Genomic DNA, 25707 nt, shown 5'->3' on the forward strand with positions numbered 1-25707 from the left:
AGGGTAACCCACCGAAGGACATGGAGGCCAGCGTACGGCGGATTTGCCGTCAAGACTTAGATCACGCGGGAAAACCGCTGGCGATTGTGATGTTCCAGGTACGCATCAAAAACCATGCAAACCGAGCGTACCAGCAGGCGGCCGGCCGGCAGCACGGTGATTCGTTCATTGTCGAGTTCGATCAGGCCATCCTTGGCCATATTGTGCAGCTGTGGCCAAAGCTCGCCGAAATAGCCCTGAAAGTCGATGTTGAAGGCTTGTTCGATCTGGGCGAACTCCAGGCTGAAATTGCAGATTAGTTGCTGAATGACCGCACGCCGCAGCCGGTCATCGGCGTTGCACAACAGGCCGCGGCTGGTGGCCAGCTGTGAAGAGTCCAAAGCGCTCTGGTACTGATTCAGGTCGCTGCTGTTCTGGCAGTACAAGTCGCCGATCTGGCTGATCGCCGACACGCCCAGCCCGATCAGATCGCAATGTCCGTGGGTGGTGTAGCCCTGGAAGTTGCGTTGCAGGGTCGATTCTTCCTGGGCAATCGCCAGTTCGTCGTCCGGCAGGGCGAAGTGGTCCATGCCGATGTAGCGATAACCGGCAGCCGTCAGTTGCTCGATGGTGCGCTGCAACATTTCCAGTTTCTGCGCGGGCGTCGGCAGTTCGTTGCTGTTGATCCGCCGTTGCGGCATGAAGCGTTCCGGCAGGTGAGCGTAGTTGAACACCGAAAGGCGATCGGGTTGCAGGTTGATCACTTCTTCGACGGTGCGGGCGAAGTTGTCCGGGGTTTGTCTTGGCAAGCCGTAGATCAGGTCGATGTTGATCGAACGAAACTGCAAGGTGCGGGCGGCGTCGATCACGGCGCGGGTTTCTTCAAGACTTTGCAGGCGATTGACGGCACGCTGCACCGCCGGGTCGAGGTCTTGCAGGCCGATACTGACCCGGTTGAAACCCAGCTCCCGGAGCAAGCCCATGGTCGACCAGTCGGCCTCGCGGGGGTCGATCTCGATGCCATAGTCGCCGGAATCGTCGTCCAGCAGATTGAAATGTTTGCGCAGGTGAGCCATCAGCTGACGCAGTTCGTCGTGACTGAGAAAGGTTGGCGTACCGCCACCAAAGTGCAGTTGCTCGACTTTTTGCGCAGGGTCGAGGTGGCAGGCGATCAACTGGATTTCCTGTTCCAGGCGCTGCAGGTAGGGCTGGGCGCGGCCGCGATCCTTGGTGATGACTTTGTTGCAGGCGCAGTAATAACAGATGTTGGCGCAGAACGGCACATGCACATACAGCGACAACGGGCGCTGGGCCTTGCGGCTGTCGCGCAGGGCGTGAAACAGGTCGAACGTGCCGACCTGGCTATTGAATTGTACGGCGGTCGGGTAGGAGGTATAGCGCGGCCCCGCCAGGTCATAACGGCGGATCAAATCGGTATCCCAACGAATGGCGTCGAGCATCATGCGGGCGTTCCCCCGGATAGGCTTGCAGTGTCGGCCAGTCTAGGGGTTGCGTCGATTGGACATCTTGATTTGCGTCAAGGGTCGGAATTCGTGCTGTCAGTGCGGGCCTCATCGCGAGCAGGCTCGCTCCCGCATTTGGAATGCATTCCCCTGTGGGAGCGAGCCTGCACGCGAAGGGCGCACCGTCGATCTAATGCCCCATGAGCCAATGCTGATGCGGCCCCGGCAAGGTCCAGATGCCGAACAACATCACCAGCAACCCACCGGCCATGCGCACGCTGCGCTTGCGCAACAGCGCCGTCACCCGTTCGGCCGCCAGCCCCGTGGCGAGCAGCACCGGCCAGGTGCCCAACCCGAAAGCCAGCATCAGCAACGCACTGTCGAGCGCATTGCCCTGACTGGCCGACCACAGCAACGTGCTGTAGACCAGGCCGCACGGTAACCAGCCCCAGAGCGCACCCAAGAGCAGCGCACGGGGCACGCTCGACACTGGCAGCAGTGTGTGGGCAACCGGCTGGATATGCCGCCACAGGCCGCGTCCGAGGCTTTCGATGCGGGTCAGGCCGCTCCACCAGCCAGCGAGGTACAAGCCCATCGCGATCAGCAGCAAACCGGCGAGCACGCGCATGAACATCGCCGCCGGACTGTTGGCCACCGCCCAGCCCGCCAGGCCGATCAACAGGCCGGCCGTGGCATAGCTGAGAATTCGCCCGAGGTTGTAGGCCAGCAGCAGGCGAAAGCGCCGGCTGCGTTGTTCCTTGGGGATCGCCAGGGTCAGCGCGCCCATCAGGCCACCGCACATGCCCAGGCAATGACCGCCCCCGAGCAGGCCGAGAATCAACGCCGAGACCAACAGTGGCGCCAATTCAAGCATGGGGCGGCGCCTTGTCGTCGGGTTTGGCCGGATGGCCGCTGGCCTCGTCGACTGCGGCGGTGTGGTTCGGGTCCTGGTCGTCGAACAGGATGCTGTGGGCCGGGCCGTCGAGGTCGTCGTACTGCCCGCTGTCGACCGCCCAGAAGAAGATGTAGACGGCGATGGCCACGATCAGCAGTGCAGCCGGGATCATCACGTAAAGAGCTGGCATCTGGACTCCATGCCCGCGCGGCTCAGGCCGGCAGCGGGCGGGTTTGTGGCGTGCTGCTGGTGGCGGGCGCGCTCGGCAGGCGAGTCAGGCGCAGCGCGTTCAGCACCACGGTCAGCGAACTGATGGACATACCGACCGCGGCCCATACCGGAGTGATCCAGCCGAGGGCGGCGAACGGCAACATGAGGCCATTGTACAGCCCGGCCCACAGCAGGTTCTCGATGATTACCCGACGGGTGCGTCGCGCCAGGCTGAAGGCTTGCACCAGGGCATCGAGACGATTGGACAGCAGCACCGCGTCCGCACTGGTTTTCGCCAGGTCGGTGGCCGAACCCATGGCCACGCTGATGTCGGCAGCCGCCAGCACCGGCACGTCGTTGACCCCGTCACCGAGCATCAAAACCTTGCGACCTTCCTTGTGCAGCTGTTGCAGGACTTGCAGCTTGTCGTCCGGGCGCAATCCGCCGCGGGCTTCGTCGATGCCCAGCTCGGCGGCGACACTGGCGACCATCGGCGAGCTGTCGCCGGACAGCAACAATGTGTGCCAGCCACGCGCCTTGCAGGCATCCAGCAGGGCGCGGGCATCGGCACGCAGGCGGTCGTCGAGGACCAGCCACGCCAGCGGCCCGTGGGTATCGCCGAGCAACAGCCATTGCCCGGCTTCATCCGGCATCGATGGCAGGGCGGTGCCACTGAGTTCGCAGACAAAACCGGGTTGGCCAATACGCAAACGCTGCTCGCCGACCCGCCCTTCGAGGCCGAGGCCGGGGGTGCTGTGCACGTCTTCGGCGGCCAGGGGCGCACGACCAAAGGCGCGGGCAATCGGGTGTTCGGAGCGGTTTTCCAGTGCGGCGGCGAGGCTCAGGCATTGATCGCTGTCCAGGGCGCCGAGAGGGCGGATCGAGCGTAACGCCAGGCGTCCTTCGGTGAGGGTTCCGGTCTTGTCGAAAATCACCGTGTCGATCTGGTTCAGGCCTTCGAGCACATGACCGCGCGTCAACAACAGCCCTAGCTTGTGCAAGGTGCCGGTGGCCGCGGTGAGGGCCGTCGGCGTGGCCAGGGACAGGGCGCACGGGCAGGTCGCAACCAGCATCGCCAGGACAATCCAGAAGGCCCGCGAAGCATCCAGTTCCCACCACAGCAGGCCGATGCCAGCGGCGGCGATCAGTGACAGCAGGAGGAACCATTGCGCCGCGCGGTCGGCGATTTCTGCCAGTCGCGGCTTTTCAGCCTGGGCGCGATCGAGCAGGCGGACGATGGCGGACAGACGAGTGTCCTGACCCAGGGCCTGGACTTCCACGGTCAACGCGCCTTCGACGTTCAGGGTGCCCGCAGTGACCGCATCGCCCGTGGTCCTGGCCTGTGGCAGGTATTCGCCGGTGAGCAGCGATTCATCGATGCTCGACTGGCCCTCAAGGATCTTGCCGTCGGCCGGGAGAATCGCGCCGGGGTGCACCAGCACCTGGTCACCGACGCGCAGTTCGCTGAGCAGGATGCGTTCACTCTGGCCGTCGGCACTCAGGCGCAGGCACGAGGCCGGCAGCAGATTGACCAGTTGTGCGGTGGCGGCGGCCGTGCGTTCCCGGGCGCGGCGTTCCAGATAACGCCCCGCCAGCAGGAACAGCGCGAACATGCCGACGGCGTCGAAATACAGTTCACCCACGCCGGTGATCGAGGTCCAGATGCCGGCGATGTAGGCACTGCCAATGGCCAGCGACACAGAAACGTCCATCGTCAGGTGCCGGGTGCGCAGGTCGCGCATCGCGCCTTTGAAGAAAGGTGCGCAGCTGTAGAACACGATCGGGGTGGTGAGGAACAGCGCGACCCAGCGCAGGATCGTGTGCAGTTCGGGGCTGAGGTCGATGTTGAATTCCGGCCAGGTGGCCATGGTCGCCATCATCGCCTGGAACCACAGCAATCCGGCGACGCCCAATTGACGCAGGGCCCGGCGGTTTTCGCTGGCCAGTTGTTCGCTGGCGCGGTCGGCCTGGTAGGGGTGGGCGGCGTAACCGATGTGGCGCAACTCGCCGAGCACCTGACTCAGCGGCAATTGGGCGTCGGCCCAACGGACATGCAGGCGATGGTTGGACAGGTTCAGGCGCGCTTCGGCCACGGCGGGCAGTGCACGCAGATGTTTCTCGATCAGCCAGCCACAGGCGGCGCAACTGATGCCTTCCATCAACAGTGTGGTTTCGGCGAGTTCGCCTTCGTGGCGGACAAAGGGTTGTTGCACATCCGCACGGTCGTACAGCGCCAGTTCGTCCACCAGTTGCACCGGTAGCGCTTCAGGGTTGGCCGACGCTTCGCTGCGATGCTGGTAATAGTTTTCCAGGCCGCCGGCGACAATCGCCTCGGCCACCGCCTGGCAACCCGGGCAGCAGAATTCGCGGGTTTGCCCAAGAACCGCCGCGGTGAAACGGCTGCCGGCCGGGACGGGCAGGGCGCAGTGGTAGCAGGGGAGTGGGGTGGTCATCGGGTTTTCACTAGCGCCGCTGAATCTTTGTCTTCAGGAAGGGCCGCATCGCGAGCAAGCTCGCTCCCACAGGGATCATTGGTGATATCAAAATCTGTATGCAACAGTGATTGACCGTGGGAGCGAGCTTGCTCGCGATGCGCGAAGCGTGGTTTTACTTTTTCAGGTCTTCCGCGCCTTGCAGCGGCTCGTCACCGAGCAGCAGGTCCTTGTCATGGCTGACCAGCTCTTCTTCGAACAGGCGCCATGTGTGGTCATCCTGAGTGCCGAGCAGTTCGACAAAGCGCCGGCCTTCGATCTTGTCGCTCAATTGACCGATGTAACGGCCCTGTTCGGTTTCACTGCGGGTCAGGACAATTTTGCGGTCCTTTTCCGGTTGGGTCGGCGAGATCAGGTTCAGCTCCACGGTCTTCGGCTGACTATTGCCGTTCAAGCGCAGATCGACTTCGCCGGTCACGTCATCCAGGTGGACCGAGGCGCGCATCAGCAGGGTCTGGGCGAGCAGTTCACGGTCCAGGGAACGGTTGATGCCTTTGCCGGCCTCGTAGTAGTTGTCGTTGACCAAGTTGTCCGGGTGATTCACCGCAATGGTCACCATGGACAGGGTCAGGGTCACCGAGCAAGCCAGAATCCCGATGATGATCCATGGCCAAAGGTGCTTGTACCAAGGGCTTGCGGCGTTTGCTGCGGGCATGTTCACTTCTCTCAACGATTTTGTGGGCCGATGAATCGGCTCTTGGCTTCAACGTGGACGCTGTTGTCATCGGCATCCTTGAGGATGAATTTCACCTCGTTGGTGCTCGACGGCAGGTGTTCCGGTGCCACGGACAGTTCGGCCGGCTGGCTCACGATCTCCCCGGCCGCCACTTTGATTTCGCGCTGGCCTTGCAGTTTGAGGTCCGGTAGACCGGCGGCTTCCAGCACGTAAGTGTGGTCGCGCTGATCCTTGTTCATGATTTTCAGGCTGTAGACGTTTTCGATCCGCCCTTCGGCGTTTTCACGGTACAGCACGCGGTCCTTGCTGACGTCGAAACCCACCAGCGAACGCATGAAAAACGCGGTGACCAGCAAACTGATCATCGCCAGCAGCACCACGGCATAGCCGATCAGGCGCGGGCGCAGTTTATGGGTTTTCTGCCCGGACAGGTTGTGCTCGGTGGTGTAGCTGATCAGCCCGCGCGGGTACTCCATTTTGTCCATGATGCTGTCGCAGGCATCGATGCAGGCGGCGCAACCGATGCACTCGATCTGCAGGCCGTCGCGAATGTCGATGCCGGTGGGGCAGACCTGAACGCACATGGTGCAGTCGATGCAGTCGCCCAGGCCCTGGGCTTTGTAGTCGACGCCTTTTTTACGCGGGCCACGGCTTTCGCCACGACGCGGATCGTAGGACACGATCAGCGTGTCCTTGTCGAACATCACGCTCTGGAAACGTGCGTACGGGCACATGTAGATGCACACCTGTTCGCGCAGCCAGCCGGCGTTGCCGTAGGTGGCGAGGGTGAAGAAGCCGACCCAGAAATACGACCATCCATCGGCTTCGCCGGTGAAAAAGTCGATAACCAACTCACGAATCGGCGAGAAATAGCCGACGAAGGTCATGCCGGTCACAAAGCCAATCAGCAGCCACAGGGTGTGCTTGCTGAATTTACGCAGAAACTTGTTGGCGCTCATGGGCGCCTTGTCGAGCTTGATACGCTGGTTGCGGTCGCCTTCGGTGACCTTTTCGCACCACATGAAAATCCAGGTCCAGACGCTCTGCGGACAGGTATAGCCACACCAGATCCGCCCGGCGTACACCGTAATGAAAAACAGGCCGAAGGCACTGATGATCAAAATGCCCGAGAGCAGGATGAAGTCCTGCGGCCAGAAGGTCGCGCCGAAAATAAAGAATTTTCGCTCCGGCAGATTCCACCAGACGGCCTGATGGCCCGCCCAGTTCAACCAGACCGTGCCGAAATACAACAGGAATAAAAAGGCGCCGCCCATCATCCGCAGGTTGCGGAACAGACCGGTGAAGGCACGGGTGTAGATTTTTTCTCGAGAGGCGTAGAGATCGACGCTGTTGTTCGCGTTTTTGCTGGGCGGTGTGACGTCGTGTACCGGAATCTGATTGCTCATCATTGCATCCCACGGCAGTGGAAAAATGCCCCGGTCAGTACATGCTGGCCGCGGTCAAAAAGAGGTGTTGCAGTGGCGCAATGATACGCCTGTCGCTCTGGCCCAAGGGTGCGACCTTTGGTCGCGTTGGGTGAAATTCATAGATGGTGTAGCGAATGTAACAAAACATGATGCAGGTCAATTGACAGGTGAAGTATAGCTGCCCGGTCCTGGGTATCGGTGACAACGTTAGCCGACTGTTACGGCAAAGGGGCTGCGTGATCGGGATCATGTCTTGCGGCTAAAAAAAAGACCCCGTCGAATGACGGGGTCTTTTGCATTGCGTCGAGCGTTTGCCTTACTGAGCGTCTGCCGCCGCAGCCTTCTCGCCGTGAGACAGGCTGTAGACGTAAGCGGCCAGCAGGTGAACCTTGTCGTTACCCTGCAGCTGCTCTTGCGCAGGCATCTGGCCCTGACGGCCGTAACGGATGGTCTGCTGCAGTTGAGCGAAGCTCGAACCGTAGATGAACGCGGCGGGGTGGGTCAGGTTGGGTGCGCCCATTGCCGGGGTGCCTTTGCCTTCCGGACCGTGGCAGGCCACGCAGTTGGCCGCGAACAGTTTCTGGCCGGCAACCGGGTCAGCCTTGGTGCCTTCCGGCAGCTTGCGGCCATCGAGGTTGGTCACCACGAACGCGGCAACGTCGGCAACGCCTTGTTCACCGATCACTTCAGCCCACGCCGGCATGACCGCGTGACGGCCGCCCATGATCGTGGTCTTGATGGTTTCCGGCTCGCCGCCCCAGCGCCAATCGGCGTCGGTCAGGTTAGGGAAGCCATAGGCGCCTTTGGCGTCGGAACCGTGGCAAACCGAGCAGTTGGAGGCGAACAGGCGGCCACCCATCTTCAGGGCTTGCGGGTCCTTGGCGACTTCTTCGATTGGCATGGAAGCGAACTTGGCGAAAATCGGACCGAACCTGGCGTCCGACTTGGCCATTTCCTTTTCCCACTCGTGAACGCCGGTCCAGCCGGTCTGGCCGTTGGCGAACGCGGTCTGCTTCTCGTTATCCAGGTAGTTGTAACCTGGCAACAGGCCTTTCCAGTTGCCCAGGCCCGGATACAGTACCAGGTAGCCCAGGGCGAAAATGATGGTGCCCACGAACAGCATGAACCACCATTTCGGCAGTGGGTTGTCGTACTCCTCGATCCCGTCGAAGGAGTGGCCAACCGTCTCTTCCGTCGCCTCGGTGCGCTGGCCCTTGCGGGTCGACAGCAGCAGCCAGGTCAGGGAAAAGATCGTACCGAGACTGAGGACTGTGACATACAGACTCCAGAATGTAGTCATTCTTTGTTACTCCTAGAAGCTTGCTCGACGTGCTTGATGGCTTCGGGATCATCCGCGAAAGGCAGCAAGGTCGCGTCTTCAAACTCCGACTTGCGCTTTGGGCTGAATACCCACAACGCCAGACCGATGAAGGCCACCATCACGACAACGGTGCCCAGGCCACGAATCATCCCGATATCCATCCAGATCACCGTTTGCTTTTGATGATGGTGCCCAGGCCTTGCAGATAGGCCACCAGCGCGTCCATTTCGGTTTTGCCCTTCACAGCATCCTTGGCGCCGGCGATGTCTTCGTCGGTGTAAGGGACGCCGAGCGTGCGCAAGACTTCCATTTTCCTGGCGGTGTCTTTGCCGTCGAGCTTGTTTTCCACGAGGAACGGGTAGGCCGGCATTTTCGACTCGGGCACGACGTTGCGCGGGTTGTACAAGTGCGCACGTTGCCAGTCATCGGAGTAACGACCGCCGACACGGGCCAGGTCCGGACCGGTACGCTTGGAACCCCACAGGAACGGGTGGTCCCAGACGCTTTCACCGGCGACCGAGTAGTGGCCGTAACGTTCGGTTTCAGCGCGGAACGGGCGGATCATCTGCGAGTGGCAGCCGACACAACCGTTGGCGATGTAAATGTCGCGGCCTTCCAGTTCAAGGGCGGTGCGCGGCTTCATGCCTTCGACCGGCTTGTTGGTGACGTCCTGGAAAAACAGCGGAACGATCTGGGTCAGGCCGCCGATACTGACGGCGATAACCATGAAGAAGGCCAGCAGGCCAATATTCTTCTCGACTGCTTCATGCTTCATCAGTGAGCTCCAACTACAGCAATCTGTTCGGCGGCTTTGGCTTCAACCGGGTTCGAGGCGCGTACGGTACGGAATACGTTGTAGGCCATGAACAGCATGCCGGTCGCGAAGAATGCACCGCCCAGTGCGCGGACGATGAAACCCGGGTGACTGGCTTGCAGTGCTTCGACGAACGAGTAGGTGAGGGTGCCGTCATCGTTGATTGCACGCCACATCAGACCCTGGGTGATGCCGTTGACCCACATCGAAGCGATGTACAGAACGGTACCGATGGTCGCGAGCCAGAAGTGCGTGTTGATCAGGCCGGTGCTGTGCATCTGCGCGCGGCCGAACAGTTTCGGAATCATGTGGTAGATCGCGCCGATCGAGATCATCGCTACCCAACCCAGGGCGCCGGCGTGTACGTGGCCGATGGTCCAGTCGGTGTAGTGCGACAGCGAGTTCACGGTCTTGATGGCCATCATCGGGCCTTCGAAGGTCGACATGCCGTAGAACGCCAGGGACACGACCAGGAAGCGCAGGATCGGGTCGGTGCGCAGCTTATGCCAGGCACCCGACAGGGTCATCATGCCGTTGATCATGCCGCCCCAGCTCGGAGCCAGCAGGATGATCGACATCGCCATGCCCAGGGATTGGGCCCAGTCCGGCAGCGCGGTGTAGTGCAGGTGGTGCGGGCCGGCCCAGATGTACAGGGTGATCAGTGCCCAGAAGTGCACGATGGACAGGCGATAGGAGTAGATCGGACGCTCGGCCTGTTTTGGCACGAAGTAGTACATCATCCCCAGGAAGCCGGTGGTCAGGAAGAAGCCCACGGCGTTGTGGCCATACCACCACTGGATCATCGCGTCCGTGGCGCCCGAGTAGGCGGAATAGGACTTGAAGAAACTGACCGGCAGGGAGGCGTGGTTGACGATGTGCAGCATCGCGGTCACGAGGATGAAGGCACCGTAGAACCAGTTACCCACATAGATGTGCTTGGTCTTGCGCTTGACGATGGTGCCGAAGAACACCAGAGCGTAGGTGACCCAGACGATGGCCAGCAGAATGGCGAGGGGCCATTCCAGCTCAGCGTATTCCTTGGTGGTGGTGTAACCCAGCGGCAAGGTAACGATGGCGCCGACGATCACCGCTTGCCATCCCCAGAAGGTGAAGGCCGCGAGGCTGTCGGAAATCAGTCGCGTTTGGCAGGTTCGCTGCACGACATAATAAGAAGTGGCAAACAGTGCACATCCACCGAAGGCGAAAATCACCAGGTTGGTGTGCAACGGGCGCAGGCGTCCAAAAGTCGTCCACGGCAGACCGAAATTCAATTCCGGCCATACGAGCTGTGAGGCGATGAAGACACCGAGCCCCATGCCAAGGATCCCCCAGACCACCGTCATGATGGCGAACTGGCGGACTACCTTATAGTTATAAGCAGTCGGACTGATTGCTGTGCTCATTCTAAGGTTCCACGGTTTGGGTGTTTTATTAGGATTAAAAATCGGCCGCAAGTATGTAGAAAGCGGGGGGTCATTGCAACGCGCCATGACCTGGGTCAATGCTTTCAAATGCTGATTCTGCGGCCTTTCCATGCGCCGCGTAAGGACAAATTTGCACGCCGGCAAATTGTCCCGCCGGACTAAATAGGCAAGGGGGTCAGGTCACATGTAACGAGGTGTGTTCAATCGCAACGATCAGGTGACCGATGGCAATTCGCGCGACAGCCGGTATCTACCAGCCTTTGCGGCCTGTCATCGAGCTGAATCGTCGAACACATCGGTTAGGGTCGACCTGGAACCGGTACTTGCCAGTCCGCATCGGAGCAAGCTTAGACCCGAATCTGGCGAACCGAAAGGAAGTCTGAATGAGGGTGCGACAATGGGTCGCAAAGGGGCGGGAAACTGCCGCATTCCGGAGAATGCGGCAGTAGAGCGGTCATCGATTACTCGGTTTTGCCTTCAGCCTGCAAGCGCTCGGTACCGGCCGCATGCGACAGGCTGTACACATACGCCGCCAGCAATTGAACCTTGTCGTTGCCGAGCAGTTCGCTTTGCGCTGGCATATGGCCCTGGCGACCATGGCGTATCGTTTGTTCAAGCTGCGTCAGGCTTGTACCGTAAATGAAACCGGTCGGGTGCGTCAGATTCGGCGCGCCCATGGCTTCAGTGCCCTGGCCGTTTGCCCCGTGGCAGGCGACGCAGGTGGTGCTGAACACTTGCTTTCCGGCTTGCAGATCCGCACCGCTGTCGGCGGCCAGCGGCAGGCCGGAGAGTTCATGGCGCACATAAGCCGCGACGTTTTTCACGCCGGCTTCACCGAGAATTTCACCCCAGGCCGGCATCGCCGCCATGCGCCCACCCATGATGGTGGTCTTGATGGTGTCAGCGTTGCCGCCCCAGCGCCAATCACGGTCCGTCAGGTTGGGGAAGCCGAATGCACCCTTGGCGTCCGAGCCGTGGCAGACCGAGCAGTTGGAGGCAAACAGGCGCCCGCCCATTTTCAACGCTTGCGGATCCTTGGCCACTTCTTCCAGCGGCATGGCAGCGAATTTGGCGAAGATCGGACCGAACTTCGCATCAGCCCTGGCCATCTCCTTTTCCCATTCGTGCGCGCCGGTCCAGCCGTTGTCGTAGCCGGGCAGGATGCCTTTCCAGTTGCCCAGGCCCGGATAGAGGATCAAGTAGCCAACGGCAAACACCAGGGTGCCGGCGAACAGCATGAACCACCACTGCGGCAACGGATTGTCGTACTCCTCGATGCCGTCGAAGCTATGGCCCATGGTCTGGTCGACGCTGCCCTTGGTTTCGCCCTTGCGGGTGCCGATCAGCAGCCAGGTCAGGCCGATCAGGCTGCCGATGGTCAGTACGCAGATCCACGTACTCCAGAAGGTGGTCATGTCCGGGTACTCCTTGTTGCAGATTCTTGGGGGGTGACACTGTCGGGTTGCGGCTCGTCGGCGAATGGCAGCAGGCGCGCTTCGGCGAATTCCGGATTGCGCTTGCCGTTGAACACCCAGAGCGTCAGGCCGACAAAGGCCACGAACACCACGACCGTGCCCAGGCCGCGAATCATTCCACTGCTTATTTCAAAGACCACGGCTCACCTCTTGCTCTTGATCGCAGTGCCGAGCACTTGCAGGTAGGCGACCAGGGCATCCATTTCCGATTTGCCCTTGAGCGACTCGGCCGCACCGGCGATGTCTTCGTCGGTGTACGGCACGCCGAGGGTGCGCATGGCGCGCAGCTTGGTCTCGGTGTGGCTGCTGTCGAGCGCGTTGGCCACCAACCACGGGTAGGCTGGCATTTTCGATTCCGGCACGACGTTGCGCGGGTTGTACAAATGCGCGCGGTGCCAGTCATCGGAGTAACGCGCGCCGACCCGGGCCAGGTCAGGTCCGGTGCGTTTCGAGCCCCACAGGAACGGGTGGTCCCAGACACTTTCACCGGCCACCGAGTAGTGCCCGTAGCGTTCGGTCTCGGCGCGGAACGGACGGATCATCTGCGAGTGGCAGCCGACGCAGCCTTCGCGGATGTAGAGGTCGCGGCCTTCGAGTTGCAGCGCGGTGTAGGGCTTCATGCCTTCCACCGGTTTATTGGTCACGTCCTGGAAGAACAGCGGGACGATCTGGGTCAGACCGCCGATGCTCACGGCAAAGATCATCAGCAACAGCAGCAGGCCGACGTTTTTTTCGATTGTTTCGTGTTTCATGGCGGACTCCTCAGGCCATCTGCGCGGCAGCGGCGGCGTCGGCAGGCTGCGAGGCCCGCACGGTGCGCCAGGTGTTGTAAGCCATCAGCAACATGCCGCTGAGGAAGATCGCACCACCTACCAGCCGCACGATGAATCCCGGGTGGCTGGCCGCCAGGGTTTCGACGAAGGAGTAGGTCAGCGTCCCGTCTTCGTTGACTGCACGCCACATCAGGCCTTGGGCGATGCCGTTGACCCACATGGAGGCGATGTACAGCACGGTGCCGATGGTCGCGAGCCAGAAGTGCGCGTTGATCAGGCCGATGCTGTGCATCTGTGGGCGACCGAAGACTTTCGGGATCATGTGGTACAGCGCGCCGATCGAGATCATTGCTACCCAGCCGAGTGCGCCGGCGTGTACGTGGCCGATGGTCCAGTCGGTGTAGTGGGAGAGGGCGTTGACGGTCTTGATCGCCATCATCGGCCCCTCGAAGGTCGACATGCCGTAGAACGCCAGGGACACCACCAGGAAACGCAGGATCGGGTCGCTGCGCAACTTATGCCAGGCGCCCGAGAGCGTCATCATCCCGTTGATCATCCCGCCCCAGCTCGGCGCCAGCAGAATCAGCGACATCACCATGCCCAGCGACTGTGCCCAGTCCGGCAGCGCGGTGTAGTGCAGGTGGTGCGGACCGGCCCAGATGTACAGGGTGATCAGCGCCCAGAAGTGCACGATGGACAGGCGATAGGAGTACACCGGGCGTTCGGCCTGTTTGGGCACGAAGTAATACATCATCCCCAGGAAACCGGCGGTGAGGAAAAAGCCCACGGCGTTGTGCCCGTACCACCACTGCACCATGGCATCGGTCGCACCGGCATACACCGAGTAGGACTTGGTCAAGCTCACCGGCAGCTCAACGTTGTTGACGATGTGCAGAATCGCCACGGTGACGATGAACGCGCCGAAAAACCAGTTACCGACGTAGATGTGCTTGGTCTTGCGCTTCATGATCGTGCCGAAGAACACCACGGCATAGGCGACCCAGACAATGGTGATCAGGATATCGATCGGCCATTCCAGCTCGGCGTACTCCTTGGAGCTGGTGTACCCCAGCGGCAGGCTGATGGCGGCCAGCAGGATCACCAGTTGCCAGCCCCAGAAGCAGAACGCGGCGATCTTTGGCGCGAACAGCTGTGTCTGGCAGGTGCGCTGCACCGAGTAGAACGAACTGGCAAACAGGGCGCAGCCGCCAAAGGCGAAGATCACCGCGTTGGTGTGCAGCGGGCGCAAGCGACCGAAACTGGTCCACGGCAAATTGAAGTTGAGTTCAGGCCAGACCAATTGGGCAGCGAGAAAAACCCCGAGCCCCATGCCGACGATGCCCCACACCACCGTCATAATGGCGAATTGGCGGACCACCTTGTAGTTGTAGGCGGTACTGATAGAAGTGTTCATGGTTCCCCATCCACGGTTCAGCTGAAGTGAGCGCGTTTGCGCAAGGCAGTGCACTCTTCGGCCGGAGTTATAGGCAGACTAAAAGCGAGGCAAGCATGGACAAGAAGCACATGGCCGGTATTGACGGGGATCAATGGGCGCAGTGCGTGCGGGATCATGGATGGCGGTGGGATGCCGGCGTGGCGCCCGCGCACGCGACCTTGATCCTGGCCCATGGTGCCGGAGCGCCGATGGACAGCGACTGGATGAACGACATGGCCACACGCCTCGCGGCGCAAGGCGTCAACGTGCTGCGCTTTGAATTTCCATACATGGCGCAGCGGCGTGTCGACGGCGGCAAGCGCCCACCCAACCCGGCACCGAAGCTGTTGGAGTGCTGGCGCGAGGTGTACGCCGTGGTGCGACGTCATGTCACTGGGCGCCTGGCCATCGGCGGCAAGTCCATGGGCGGGCGGATGGCCAGTTTGCTGGCGGATGAAATGGGCGCTGATGCGTTGGTGTGCCTGGGCTATCCGTTTTATGCGGTGGGCAAACCGGAGAAACCGCGAGTGGAACATCTGGCGGGGTTGAAGGCGCGGACGCTGATCGTGCAGGGCGAGCGGGATGCGCTGGGCAATCGCGAGACGGTCGAGGGGTATGTGTTATCGCCGAGCATCGAGGTGTTCTGGCTGGTGGCGGGGGATCACGACTTGAAGCCGTTGAAGGCTTCGGGGTTTAGCCATGAGCAGCACTTGGCGGCTGCAGCGCAGAAGGTGGCTTCATTCCTTCAGTGAGGTGTTGTTGAGGTTGTGATGGTCCCGTCGCGAGCAGGTTCGCTCCCGCAGTGATGGGGTGTGTGGCTTGATTGGCTGAACAGCGCGAAACCCTGTGGGAGCGAGCTGGCTCGCGATGAGGGACTACCCGGCAGCATCCCGTTCACAGGCTCAAAAAAAACCCGGAAGCTTTCGCGATCCGGGTTTTGTTTTTCCAGCAGCAATCAGCGGTTGAACCGCTCCACCAACGAATACTGGGTATTCGCGGTTTTGGTCAGTTCTTCACTCAGCAGTGCCGAGTTCTGTGCCTGTTCCGAGGTCTGGTCAGCGAGGGTGGAAATGTTGCTGATGTTGCGGCTGATTTCCTCGGCGACCGCGCTTTGCTCTTCGGTCGCGGCAGCGATCTGGGTGGTCATGTCAGTGATATTGGCCACCGCTTCGCTGATGCCGACCAAGGCCTGATCCGCTTCCAGTACCCGCGCCACGCCTTCTTCAGCCTGACGATGCCCGGCTTCCATGGTCTGCACCGCTGTGCTGGCCGTTTGCTGGAGCTTGGCGATCAGGGCGTGAATCTGCCCGGTGGATTCGCTGGTGCGTTGCGCCAATTGGCGTACTTCATCGGCCACCACTGCAAAACCGCGACCCATCTCACCGGCGCGGGCCGCTTCGATGGCAGCGTTGAGTGCCAGCAGGTTGGTCTGGTCGGCGATGCCTTTGATCACGTCGACCACGCCGCCGATTTCGTCGCTGTCCTTGGCCAGTTGGGTCACGGTCTGTCCGGTTTCCCCGACCACCACCGACAGGCGCTGAATGGCTTCGCGGGTTTCCCCGGCGATGTCACGGCCGCGACTGGTCAGGCGATTGGCTTCCTGGGTAGCGTCGGCGGTGCGTTGCACGTGGCTGGCGACTTCCTGGGTGGTGGCGGCCATCTCATTGACGGCGGTGGCCACCTGCTCGGTTTCGACGCGCTGGCGCTCCAGGCCCGAGGAGCTGTTGTGGGCCAGGGTGTCGGATTGTTTCGCCTGATCGGTCAGGTGCTCGGCGGTGTCCTGCAGGCGGGTCAGGCAGGTTTTTAGACGGGCTTCCTGGCTGAGGATCGACATCTCCAGACGTGCCTGGGCACCGCTGCTGTCGGTATACATCTGCGCGATCAGCGGGTCGGACGTGGTCTGCTCGGCCAGTCGCAGCAAGCGCTTGATCCCGCGTTGTTGCCAGCCCAGGCCCATCAGGCCCAGCGGCACCGAGAGACCGGCGGCCAGGGCAAACCCCCAGTGGGAGTTCAGCGTGGCTCCAATCATGAAACTCAGTTGGCTGACCAGGATGAACGGCAACCAGTCCTGCAGGATCGGCAACCATTTATCGGTGGAAGGAATGGCCGACTTGCCCTGATTGATGCGCTGGTAAAGCGCTTCGGCACGGCGGATCTGCTCGGCGGTGGGCTTGACCCGCACCGACTCGTAACCGATCACCTGTGTGCCTTCGAAGATCGGCGTCACATAGGCGTTGACCCAATAGTGATCACCGCTCTTGCAGCGATTCTTGACGATACCCATCCATGGCAAGCCTTGTTTCAGTGTTGCCCACATGTGCGAGAACACCGCGGCCGGGACGTCGGGGTGACGCACCAGGTTGTGCGGGGCACGGATCAGTTCTTCCTGAGAAAACCCGCTGATCTCGACGAAGTCGTCGTTGCAGTAGGTGATCAGGCCTTTGGCATCAGTGGTGGAAATCAACCGTTGCTGAGCCGGAAAGGTCCGTTCGCGTTGTGTAATTGGTTGGTTGTTACGCATGGCTTTTTTTTATCCGCAAGGCTTTCAAGTGCTATATCGGCACCCATGGCCATTTGTTGAGATGATTTTTCGATTATCAGCGGCGCGTCGCAAAATGACCCATGCGTCAGCCGGTGAGCATTGGATAGGTGAACAGTCCGAAGTGCAGCAGGTTCAAACCGAAGTGGGTGGCGATGGCGGCAGACAGTCCGCCAAGACGGTAGGCCAGACCATAACCGACCCCGGCCAGGCTCGCCAGCAGTACCCATTGCCAGCCCGCACCGGCATGCGCCAGGCCGAACAACAGCGAGGCGAGCAGCAGGGCGAGGTTTTCCCCATAAGCCAGGTTTTTCAGGCAACGGTTCAGGCCACCCTGTATATAGCCGCGAAAGAGTGCTTCTTCGACCAGCGTCACCAGTAGCAAGTTGTTGAGCAGCCAGATCCAGGCCTGGTCCGGCCATTTCGGCGCCCAAGCGATGACGCCCAGCAACAGCGCGCCACCCAGTGCCAGCGCCGCACTCAAGGTCAACGCCAGCGCGGTGGCATACAGGGACAGTCGCAACGACCGCTGGCCGACAATCCACGGGCACACCAACAATAGCCAGAAACCGATCAGGGGTTTGTCCAGATTCAGGTACATGGAAAACGGCAAGGCGTCGTCGGTGAAGCGCTGGGGGGCGATAACGCGACCATTGTAGAAACCGGGCAGCCAGTGCAGCGCCAGTGCCAGGGCCAGAAAGATGAACAGGCCGTGGCCGAGGTAGCGGCCGAACTGAATTTTTTGTTGGCGAGCGGCGAAAGCGGCAATCAGCAACAACGCGACGGAGATTCCGGCGAACCAGCCGAGGTGACCATAGGCCAGGGCCATGCCGTAGCCGAGGGAGAGCAGGGCCAGAAATGTCCATGGCAGGGCGAGCATTGCAGGTCCTTGTGTCTGACGTTCTTTGGGGGGACCCCATCTCCGGTGCAGGAGCGAGCTTGCTCGCGATAGCGGAGGGTCATTCATCATCGTCCATGAATGGTACACCGTCATCGCGAGCAGGCCCGCACATGGATTTTTGTGATCCCAAAAAAACACCGCCCGAAGGCGGTGTCTTTGTCAGTACGCCGTCATGAGGCAATCAACTGCCGCAGCACGTAATGCAAGATCCCTCCCGACTTGAAGTATTCCACTTCGTTCAGCGTATCGATTCGGCACAGCACCTCGATTTTCTCGCTCTTGCCGTCTTCGCGGGTGATGACCAGGTTCAGGTTCATCCGTGGCGTCAGCTCGACGCCGGTCAGGCCCTGGATGTCCAGGGTTTCCTTGCCGGTCAGGTTCAGGCTTTTGCGATTCTGGTCGAGTTTGAACTGCAGCGGCAACACGCCCATTCCCACCAGATTGGAGCGGTGGATGCGCTCGAAGCTTTCGGCGATGACCGCTTTAACCCCCAGCAGATTGGTACCCTTGGCCGCCCAGTCCCGGCTCGACCCGGTGCCGTATTCTTGCCCGGCGATCACCACCAGCGGCGTACCCGAGGCTTGATAGCGCATGGCCGCGTCGTAGATCGCCAGTTTCTCGCCGGTCGGTATGTAGAGGGTGTTGCCACCTTCTTCGCCGCCGAGCATTTCGTTGCGAATGCGGATGTTGGCGAAGGTGCCGCGCATCATCACTTCATGGTTGCCGCGCCGCGAACCGTAGGAGTTGAAGTCCCGCGGTTCCACGCCTTTCTCGCGCAGATAGCGGCCCGCCGGGCTGTCGGCCTTGATGTTGCCGGCCGGTGAGATGTGGTCGGTGGTCACCGAGTCGCCCAGCAGTGCGAGGACGCGGGCGCCGGCAATGTCCTTGACCACGGGGGGCGGCCCGCCGATGTCATCGAAGAACGGTGGATGCTGGATGTAGGTCGAATCCGCCTGCCAGACGTAAGTGGCGGCCTGCGGCACTTCGATGGCTTGCCACTGCGCGTCGCCGGCAAACACTTCGGCGTACTCCTTGTGGAACATCGCGGTGTTGACTTGCTCCACGGCTTCGGCGATTTCCTTGCTGCTCGGCCAGATGTCGCGCAGGTAAACCAGGTTGCCGTTCTGGTCCTTACCCAGCGGTTCGGTACTGAGGTCGATGCGCACCGTGCCCGCCAACGCATAGGCGACCACCAGCGGCGGGGAGGCCAGCCAGTTGGTTTTCACCAGTGGATGCACCCGGCCCTCGAAGTTGCGGTTGCCCGAGAGCACCGAGGCCACGGTAAGGTCGGCCTGCTGGATGGCTTTTTCGATCGGTTCCGACAGAGGCCCGGAGTTGCCGATGCAGGTGGTGCAGCCGTAGCCGACCAGGGCGAAACCCAGTTGATCCAGGTACTGCGTAAGCCCGGCTGCCTTGTAGTAGTCGGTGACCACTTTCGAGCCAGGCGCCAGCGAGCTTTTCACCCAGGGTTTGCGTTGCAGGCCTTTTTCCACGGCTTTTTTCGCCACCAGACCGGCGGCCATCATCACGCTCGGGTTGGAGGTGTTGGTGCAGGAGGTGATCGCGGCAATCACCACCGCGCCGTTTTTCAGCCGATGGGTCTGGCCTTCGTATTCATAGTCCGCTTCGCCGGCCATGTCCGCATTGCCCACGGCCACACCGCCACCGCCCTCGCTTTCGAGGCGGCCTTCTTCCTTGCTGGTGGGTTTGAGCTGGACGCCGAGGAAATCGCTGAACGCTTGCGCGACGTTCGGCAGCGACACGCGGTCTTGAGGGCGTTTCGGCCCGGCGAGGCTGGCTTCGACGCTGCCCATGTCCAGCGCGAGGCTGTCGGTGAATACCGGCTCTTTGCCCGGCAGGCGCCACAGGCCCTGCGCCTTGCTATAGGCCTCGACCAGTTTGACGGTCGAGAGAGGGCGGCCGGACAGGCGCAGATACTCCAGCGTCACGTCGTCCACCGGGAAGAAACCGCAGGTGGCGCCGTATTCCGGGGCCATGTTGGCGATGGTCGCGCGGTCGGCCAATGGCAAGTCATCCAGCCCGTCACCATAGAATTCGACGAACTTGCCGACCACGCCTTTCTTGCGCAGCATCTGGGTGACCGTCAGCACCAGGTCGGTGGCCGTGATGCCTTCCTTGAGTTTGCCGCTGAGCTTGAAGCCGATCACTTCCGGGATCAGCATCGACACTGGCTGGCCGAGCATCGCCGCTTCCGCCTCGATCCCGCCAACACCCCAGCCGAGCACGCCCAGACCGTTGATCATGGTGGTGTGGGAGTCGGTGCCCACCAGTGTGTCCGGGAAGGCATAGGTGCGTCCGTCCTCGTCCTTGGTCCAGACCGTGCGACCGAGGTACTCCAGGTTCACCTGATGGCAGATCCCGGTGCCCGGCGGCACCACGCTGAAATTGTCGAAGGCGCTCTGGCCCCAGCGCAGGAAGGCATAACGTTCGCCATTGCGCTGCATTTCGATGTCGACGTTCTGTTCGAAGGCGCTACTGCTGGCGAATTTGTCGACCATCACCGAGTGGTCGATCACCAGGTCTACCGGCGATAGTGGATTGATTCGTTGCGGATCACCGCCAGCCTTGGCCATCGCCGCGCGCATGGCCGCCAGATCGACCACGGCGGGTACGCCGGTGAAGTCTTGCATCAGTACCCGCGCCGGGCGGTACTGGATTTCGCGGTCGGAGCGGCGTTCCTTGAGCCAGGCGGCAATCGCCTTGAGGTCGGCACCGGTGACGGTTTTTTCGTCTTCCCAGCGCAGCAGGTTTTCCAGCAACACTTTCAACGACATCGGCAGCTTGTCCAGATCGCCCAGGCTCTTGGCGGCATCCGGCAGGCTGAAGTAGTGATAGGTCTTGTCGTCGACTTGCAGGGTTTTAAGGGTGTTCAAACTGTTGAGGGAGGGCATTGCAATCACTCCTTTGAGTCCGCACGGCTACGGACGGAGGGGACGGGCAGAGCATTAAACCTAGCCCTGTTTTGAGTAGCTGGCTAATTACTGGACTCTATCGATAAGTCCGAGGTTCCGAAGTCAGTTATCATGCGCCGGTTTTCGTGACAGGCTTTGCTTCAACGCAAGTCTGGGCATCGCGCAGTGGTTGAATGTCTCGCCATCTGCCCAGGAGTAAGAATGAACACCCTCTTTATGCACTGCCGGCCGGGCTTCGAAGGCGAAGTCTGTTCCGAGATTTCCGACCTCGCCGCGCGGCTGAACGTGGCCGGTTATGCCAAGGCCAAGACCGCCAGCGCCTGCGCCGAGTTTGTCTGCACCGAAGAAGACGGCGCCGAACGGCTGATGCGCGGTCAGCGTTTCGATCAATTGATCTTCCCGCGCCAGTGGGCTCGGGGGATCTTCATCGATTTGCCGGAAACCGATCGCATCAGCGTGATCCTCGCCCATATGGCCGACTTTCCGCTGTGCGGCAGCCTGTGGCTGGAGATGGTCGACACCAACGACGGCAAGGAACTGTCGAATTTCTGCAAGAAATTCGAAGTCCACCTGCGCAAGGCGCTGATGGCTGCCGGAAAACTGGTGGAAGACGCCCACAAGCCACGTCTGTTGCTGACCTTCAAGAGCGGCCGCGAAGTGTTCATGGGCCTGGCAGAGGCGAACAACTCGGCGATGTGGCCGATGGGCATTCCTCGTTTGAAATTCCCCCGCGAGGCGCCAAGCCGTTCGACGCTGAAGCTGGAAGAGGCGTGGCACCATTTCATCCCGCGCGACCAGTGGGATGAGCGCCTGCATGGCGACATGACCGGCGTCGATCTGGGCGCTGCGCCCGGTGGCTGGACCTGGCAACTGGTCAATCGGGGCATGCTGGTGACCGCCATCGACAACGGCCCGATGGCCGAAAGCCTGATGGATACCGGGTTGGTGCAACATCTGATGGCCGACGGCTTCACCTTCAAGCCCAAGCAACCGGTGGACTGGATGGTGTGCGACATCGTCGAGAAGCCGGCGCGTAACGCCGCGATGCTTGAAGAATGGATTGGCGAGGGGCATTGCCGCGAAGCCGTGGTCAACCTCAAGTTGCCGATGAAACAGCGTTACGCCGAAGTGAAGCGCCTGCTGGAGCGGATTGCCGACGGCTTCAAGGCACGGGGCATCAAGGTCGAGATTGGCTGCAAACAGCTGTATCACGACCGTGAGGAAGTGACCTGCCATTTGCGTCGACTCGATGTGAAGAAACCCAAGTCCCGCTGAGTCACACGGACCAAATGTGGGAGCGAGCCTGCTCGCGATAGCGGTGCCAGCATCAATGTTGGATCTGATGCCCTCATCGCGAGCAGGCTCGCTCCCACAGGTCCGGTGTACGACACAGATGACGTTAAGCCCGGCAATGCGCGAGAATGCCGGCAAGTTTCAGGAGTAACTCATGAGTGAAATGATCGATACACCGGTTGACGGCACCCTGGATGCCACCGGTCTCAATTGTCCGGAGCCGGTCATGATGCTGCACCAGCACATCCGTGACCTGGCGTCTGGCGGTCTGTTGAAGGTGATCGCCACCGATCCGTCGACCCGGCGCGACATCCCCAAATTCTGCGTGTTTCTCGATCACGAACTGGTCGGTCAGCAGGAAGAGGCAGGCACCTACCTCTACTGGATCCGCAAGAAGTCCGAATAACCGACGCTGCCCTTTGCAGGCGCGAGCCCCGCTCGCGATGGACGTTAACGTTAACGCGCATTTGCTGGATAAGTGCGGTGCCCTCAGGTCCATCGTCGGAACGCCCCAGCTCGCTCCTACACCATTGGGTCAACCCAGCGAATGACTCATGCGGATCCGCTTGCGCGCACTGCGTGTCAGGCGGATCGACAGCATCAGCGCCGCACAGCTCAAGCCCACGATCAAGCCCTGCCACAGCCCGCTCGGGCCACTCGGTGCGCCGAACCAATCGGTCAGGCCAAGGGCGTAACCCACCGGCAAGCCAATGCCCCAATACGCGAACAGCGTCAGGATCATCGTTACCCGAGTGTCCTGATAACCGCGCAGCGCACCGGCCGCCGTGACCTGGACCGCATCGGAAAACTGGAACAGTGCCGAGTAGACAATCAGCATCGCCGCCACTTTGATGACCGTCGGGTCAGCGGTGTAGATCGTAGCGATGTGTTTGCGCAGTAACAGCATCATGCTCGCCGACAAGCAGGCGTAGGCCAGGGCCGTGCCCATGCCGACCCCGGCGGCGAAGCGTGCTTCGCGCGGCTCCTGACGCCCCAGCGCCTGGCCGACGCGTACCGTCACAGCCATGCCGAGGGAGTAGGGGATCATGAACACCAGCGAGCTGAAGTTCAGGGCGATCTGATGCCCGGCGACCACGGTGGCGCCGAGGCTGCCGATCAGCAGGGCGATCACGGCAAAGATGCTCGACTCGGCGAACACCGCGATGCCGATAGGCAGGCCGATACCCAGCAAGCGCTTGATCACTGACCATTGCGGCCAGTCGAAACGGCTGAACAGTTCACTCGACTGGTACGCCGGCGCCCAGCGCTCCCAGCCGGCCATGCCCAGCGCCATGACCCACATCACGATCGCCGTGGCCCAGCCGCAGCCGACGCCACCCATGGCCGGGACACCGAAGTGGCCATAAATGAAGATGTAGTTCAAAGGAATATTCAGCGCCAGCCCGCACAGACCCAGCACCATCGCCGGGCGGGTACGGCCCAGGCCATCGCTGAAACAGCGCAGCACATGGTAAATGGCAACGGCAGGCAAGCCGCTGGCGATGCCATGCAGATACTGCATGCACGGGCCGATCAGTTCGGGGTCGACCTTCATGACGCGCAAAACCGGTTCGGCACTGAACAGAATGCCGGTCGCCATCAACCCCACCACCAACGCCAGCCACAGCGCCTGACGCACGATCGGACCGATTTCGCTGTGGGTGCCGGCGCCGAAACGCTGGGCGACTTTCGGTGTGGTGGCCAGCAAGGTGCCGGTCATCAGCAGGAACACCGGCACCCAGATCGAGTTACCGAGTGCCACGGCGGCCAGGTCACGCGGCCCGACCCGCCCGGCCATCACGGCATCGACGAACCCCATGGCCGTGGTCGCCAGTTGCGCGATCATGATCGGCAGCGCCAGGGCGAGCAGGTTTTTCAGCTCGAGGCGAACCCGGGCCGGGCGATTGAGGGGGGTAGCAGTGGGACGGTCGGTCACAGAATTCAAGGGTAAAACGTCCAGAAGGTATTGATGCGCAGGCGCGCATTCTACGCGTTGACGTAACGGTCAGGAAAAGACCTGTGTTACCGATTTGTAATCGACCGCTTGAATGAATCCACACGCTCCCTCGCCACAGGAAATATGCAGTCCTTCATCTCCAGGATGCACAATGCACGCTGGCTCACCACCCGCATCTACGCCTACACTGCCGATCCGCCTAAGGAGCCTGCCATGCTGATTGTTGCCGACGAAAATATCCCCCTGCTCGATGCTTTCTTTGCAAGTTTCGGTGAAATCCGCCGGGTGCCAGGACGTTCCATCGACCGTGCCACCGTCGAACAGGCCGATGTGCTGCTGGTGCGCTCGGTGACCAACGTCAACCGCGCGTTGCTCGAAGGCAGCAAGGTGCGTTTTGTCGGCACCTGCACCATTGGCACCGATCATCTGGATCTGGATTACTTTCAAAAAGCCGGGATCACCTGGTCCAGTGCTCCGGGCTGCAATGCCCGTGGCGTGGTCGACTATGTGCTCGGCAGTCTGTTGACCCTGGCCGAAATCGAAGGCGTCGACCTGACTCAGCGTACTTACGGGGTGGTCGGCGCCGGTGAAGTGGGCGCACGCCTGGTCAAGGTCCTGCAAGGGCTGGGCTGGAAGGTACTGGTCTGCGATCCGCCGCGCCAGGCCGCCGAAGGAGGCGATTACGTCAGCCTGGAGCAGATCATCGAACAGTGCGATGTCATCAGCCTGCACACGCCGTTGACCAAGCAGGGCGCGCATTCGACCTGGCATTTGTTCGATCAAAAGCACCTGAACCGACTCAAGTCCGGCACCTGGCTGATCAATGCCAGTCGTGGTCCCGTGGTGGATAACAGCGCCCTGCGCCAAGTGCTGTTGCAACGTGAAGACCTGCAAGCGGTGCTCGATGTCTGGGAGGGTGAGCCGGAGGTCGATGTGGCACTGGCCGAACTCTGTGTGCTGGCCACGCCGCACATTGCCGGCTACAGCCTGGATGGCAAACAGCGCGGAACGGCGCAGATCTACCAGGCGTATTGCGATTTTCTCGGACAATCGGCCGAGGTCAGCCTGAGCGATTTGCTGCCGGCGCCGTGGTTGTCACAAGCGACCCTGAGCGCTGAAAGCGATCCGGCCTGGGCACTGGCGATGTTGTGCCGCGGCGTGTACGACCCGCGCCGTGACGATGCGGATTTCCGCCGCAGCCTTGTAGGCAGCGTGAGCGAGCAACGTGCGGCGTTCGATGCTTTGCGCAAAAATTATCCATCGCGGCGTGAGATTGATGGGTTGAAAGTGCGCATTGAAGGGGATTCGCCGGCGTTGCGGCAGATCGTAGCGGCGTTGGGCGCGTCGGCGATCTGAAAACCGTGTTGGCCCCATCGTGGGCAAGCCACGCTCCCACAGGTCATGCGGCAACATTGGCAGCGCCCTCAAAAAAAACGCATAAAAAACCCGGCCAACAGGGGCCGGGTCAAAGAAGACGGTGGCTATATCACTTTTGTTCGGCAGGCTTGACCAATCGCTTTTCCAGTTCACGGCACGCGGCCTGGATCATGTCTTCAGTGATCGGTACTTCGCGGCCATCGGCATCGATAATCGAGCAACCCAGAGACTGGTTTGGCTGTGTGCGGATTACTTGAATCTTGTCATCTCTGCTGTTTTGCAAGGACATGGCCTGTCTCCTCTTCAGGTGTGTGCTTACTGTA

General features: G+C 61.2%; 23 protein-coding genes. 4 read left to right on the plus strand and 19 right to left on the minus strand.

Annotated features, from left to right (window positions below; genetic code table 11):
• Positions 1-56: 56 nt before the first annotated feature.
• The 14 genes from hemN to ccoN (ACX3YF_RS17085) form a co-directional block, all read right to left on the minus strand.
• Positions 57-1439, minus strand: coding sequence for an oxygen-independent coproporphyrinogen III oxidase (gene hemN / locus ACX3YF_RS17020; RefSeq protein WP_288095981.1), 1383 nt, complete (start codon positions 1437-1439; stop codon positions 57-59).
• 193 nt (positions 1440-1632) lie between these two features.
• The gene (locus tag ACX3YF_RS17025) at positions 1633-2316 is read right to left on the minus strand and encodes a sulfite exporter TauE/SafE family protein (protein ID WP_458973964.1); all 684 of its coding nucleotides are present in this window, start codon (positions 2314-2316) and stop codon (positions 1633-1635) included.
• Positions 2309-2527, minus strand: a complete 219-nt coding sequence (gene ccoS, locus ACX3YF_RS17030) for a cbb3-type cytochrome oxidase assembly protein CcoS (RefSeq protein ID WP_047531427.1) — start codon at positions 2525-2527, stop codon at positions 2309-2311. Before ccoS ends, ACX3YF_RS17025 begins: the two co-directional genes overlap by 8 nt.
• Before the next feature lie 22 nt (positions 2528-2549).
• Entirely contained in the window at positions 2550-5000 is a 2451-nt protein-coding gene (locus ACX3YF_RS17035) for a heavy metal translocating P-type ATPase (RefSeq protein ID WP_130205862.1), read from the minus strand.
• A 154-nt stretch (positions 5001-5154) separates the two neighbouring features.
• Positions 5155-5694, minus strand: a complete 540-nt coding sequence (locus ACX3YF_RS17040) for a FixH family protein (protein ID WP_130205864.1) — start codon at positions 5692-5694, stop codon at positions 5155-5157.
• Positions 5695-5705: 11 nt separating this feature from the next.
• Positions 5706-7121, minus strand: a complete 1416-nt coding sequence (ccoG, locus tag ACX3YF_RS17045; RefSeq protein WP_130205866.1) for a cytochrome c oxidase accessory protein CcoG — start codon at positions 7119-7121, stop codon at positions 5706-5708.
• A 337-nt stretch (positions 7122-7458) separates the two neighbouring features.
• Positions 7459-8442: a cytochrome-c oxidase, cbb3-type subunit III gene (ccoP, locus tag ACX3YF_RS17050; RefSeq protein WP_130205868.1), complete on the minus strand. Its 984-nt coding sequence runs from the start codon at positions 8440-8442 to the stop codon at positions 7459-7461.
• Positions 8439-8624 (minus strand): CcoQ/FixQ family Cbb3-type cytochrome c oxidase assembly chaperone, encoded by a 186-nt coding sequence (locus ACX3YF_RS17055; RefSeq protein ID WP_003175465.1) that lies wholly within the window; start codon positions 8622-8624, stop codon positions 8439-8441. The genes ccoP (ACX3YF_RS17050) and ACX3YF_RS17055 overlap by 4 nt, the downstream gene beginning before the upstream one ends.
• A 5-nt stretch (positions 8625-8629) precedes the next feature.
• On the minus strand, positions 8630-9238 hold the full coding sequence (gene ccoO / locus ACX3YF_RS17060; protein ID WP_047531418.1) for a cytochrome-c oxidase, cbb3-type subunit II: 609 nt from the start codon (positions 9236-9238) through the stop codon (positions 8630-8632).
• Positions 9238-10680 carry a cytochrome-c oxidase, cbb3-type subunit I gene (gene ccoN, locus ACX3YF_RS17065; protein WP_130205870.1) on the minus strand — a complete coding sequence of 481 codons (1443 nt, stop codon included), beginning with the start codon at positions 10678-10680 and terminating at the stop codon, positions 9238-9240. The genes ccoO (ACX3YF_RS17060) and ccoN (ACX3YF_RS17065) overlap by 1 nt, the downstream gene beginning before the upstream one ends.
• Before the next feature lie 482 nt (positions 10681-11162).
• Positions 11163-12116, minus strand: a complete 954-nt coding sequence (gene ccoP / locus ACX3YF_RS17070; RefSeq protein ID WP_130205872.1) for a cytochrome-c oxidase, cbb3-type subunit III — start codon at positions 12114-12116, stop codon at positions 11163-11165.
• Positions 12113-12316 (minus strand): cbb3-type cytochrome oxidase subunit 3, encoded by a 204-nt coding sequence (locus tag ACX3YF_RS17075; protein WP_196586571.1) that lies wholly within the window; start codon positions 12314-12316, stop codon positions 12113-12115. The genes ccoP (ACX3YF_RS17070) and ACX3YF_RS17075 overlap by 4 nt, the downstream gene beginning before the upstream one ends.
• Before the next feature lie 3 nt (positions 12317-12319).
• Complete coding sequence (gene ccoO / locus ACX3YF_RS17080; protein ID WP_130205876.1) at positions 12320-12928, minus strand: cytochrome-c oxidase, cbb3-type subunit II; 609 nt, start codon at positions 12926-12928, stop codon at positions 12320-12322.
• Positions 12929-12938: 10 nt separating this feature from the next.
• A complete protein-coding gene (ccoN, locus tag ACX3YF_RS17085; RefSeq protein WP_448647240.1) occupies positions 12939-14363 on the minus strand; it encodes a cytochrome-c oxidase, cbb3-type subunit I in 1425 nt (474 codons plus the stop codon).
• A gap of 95 nt (positions 14364-14458) precedes the next feature.
• On the opposite strand from ccoN (ACX3YF_RS17085), the gene ACX3YF_RS17090 reads away from it, so the two are divergent.
• A complete protein-coding gene (locus ACX3YF_RS17090; RefSeq protein WP_458973965.1) occupies positions 14459-15136 on the plus strand; it encodes an alpha/beta family hydrolase in 678 nt (225 codons plus the stop codon).
• 203 nt (positions 15137-15339) lie between these two features.
• Here the strand turns inward: ACX3YF_RS17090 and ACX3YF_RS17095 are convergent, their stop codons facing one another.
• The 3 genes from ACX3YF_RS17095 to acnA all read right to left on the minus strand — a co-directional run bounded on the left by ACX3YF_RS17095 (position 15340) and on the right by acnA (position 20736).
• Positions 15340-16905: a methyl-accepting chemotaxis protein gene (locus ACX3YF_RS17095; RefSeq protein ID WP_130205882.1), complete on the minus strand. Its 1566-nt coding sequence runs from the start codon at positions 16903-16905 to the stop codon at positions 15340-15342.
• A gap of 106 nt (positions 16906-17011) precedes the next feature.
• On the minus strand, positions 17012-17803 hold the full coding sequence (locus tag ACX3YF_RS17100; protein WP_448647238.1) for a CPBP family glutamic-type intramembrane protease: 792 nt from the start codon (positions 17801-17803) through the stop codon (positions 17012-17014).
• Between the two features lie 191 nt (positions 17804-17994).
• The gene (gene acnA, locus ACX3YF_RS17105) at positions 17995-20736 is read right to left on the minus strand and encodes an aconitate hydratase AcnA (RefSeq protein ID WP_458973966.1); all 2742 of its coding nucleotides are present in this window, start codon (positions 20734-20736) and stop codon (positions 17995-17997) included.
• 222 nt (positions 20737-20958) lie between these two features.
• Between acnA and rlmM the strand changes: the two genes are divergently transcribed.
• Both rlmM and tusA read left to right on the plus strand, forming a co-directional pair.
• Positions 20959-22032: a 23S rRNA (cytidine(2498)-2'-O)-methyltransferase RlmM gene (gene rlmM / locus ACX3YF_RS17110; RefSeq protein ID WP_047531390.1), complete on the plus strand. Its 1074-nt coding sequence runs from the start codon at positions 20959-20961 to the stop codon at positions 22030-22032.
• 172 nt (positions 22033-22204) lie between these two features.
• Positions 22205-22456, plus strand: coding sequence for a sulfurtransferase TusA (gene tusA, locus ACX3YF_RS17115; RefSeq protein WP_458973967.1), 252 nt, complete (start codon positions 22205-22207; stop codon positions 22454-22456).
• 129 nt (positions 22457-22585) lie between these two features.
• On the opposite strand, the gene ACX3YF_RS17120 is transcribed toward tusA, so the two are convergent.
• Positions 22586-23995, minus strand: coding sequence for an MATE family efflux transporter (locus ACX3YF_RS17120; protein ID WP_458973968.1), 1410 nt, complete (start codon positions 23993-23995; stop codon positions 22586-22588).
• A gap of 225 nt (positions 23996-24220) precedes the next feature.
• Here ACX3YF_RS17120 and pdxB point away from each other — a divergent pair, with 225 nt between their 5' ends.
• Positions 24221-25363: a 4-phosphoerythronate dehydrogenase PdxB gene (pdxB, locus tag ACX3YF_RS17125; protein ID WP_196586462.1), complete on the plus strand. Its 1143-nt coding sequence runs from the start codon at positions 24221-24223 to the stop codon at positions 25361-25363.
• 130 nt (positions 25364-25493) lie between these two features.
• Here pdxB and ACX3YF_RS17130 read toward each other — a convergent pair whose 3' ends face one another.
• A complete protein-coding gene (locus tag ACX3YF_RS17130) occupies positions 25494-25673 on the minus strand; it encodes a PA1571 family protein (RefSeq protein WP_130205892.1) in 180 nt (59 codons plus the stop codon).
• Positions 25674-25707: the final 34 nt, after the last annotated feature.

It is taken from the genome of Pseudomonas fluorescens group sp. PF-69, assembly GCF_054481235.1.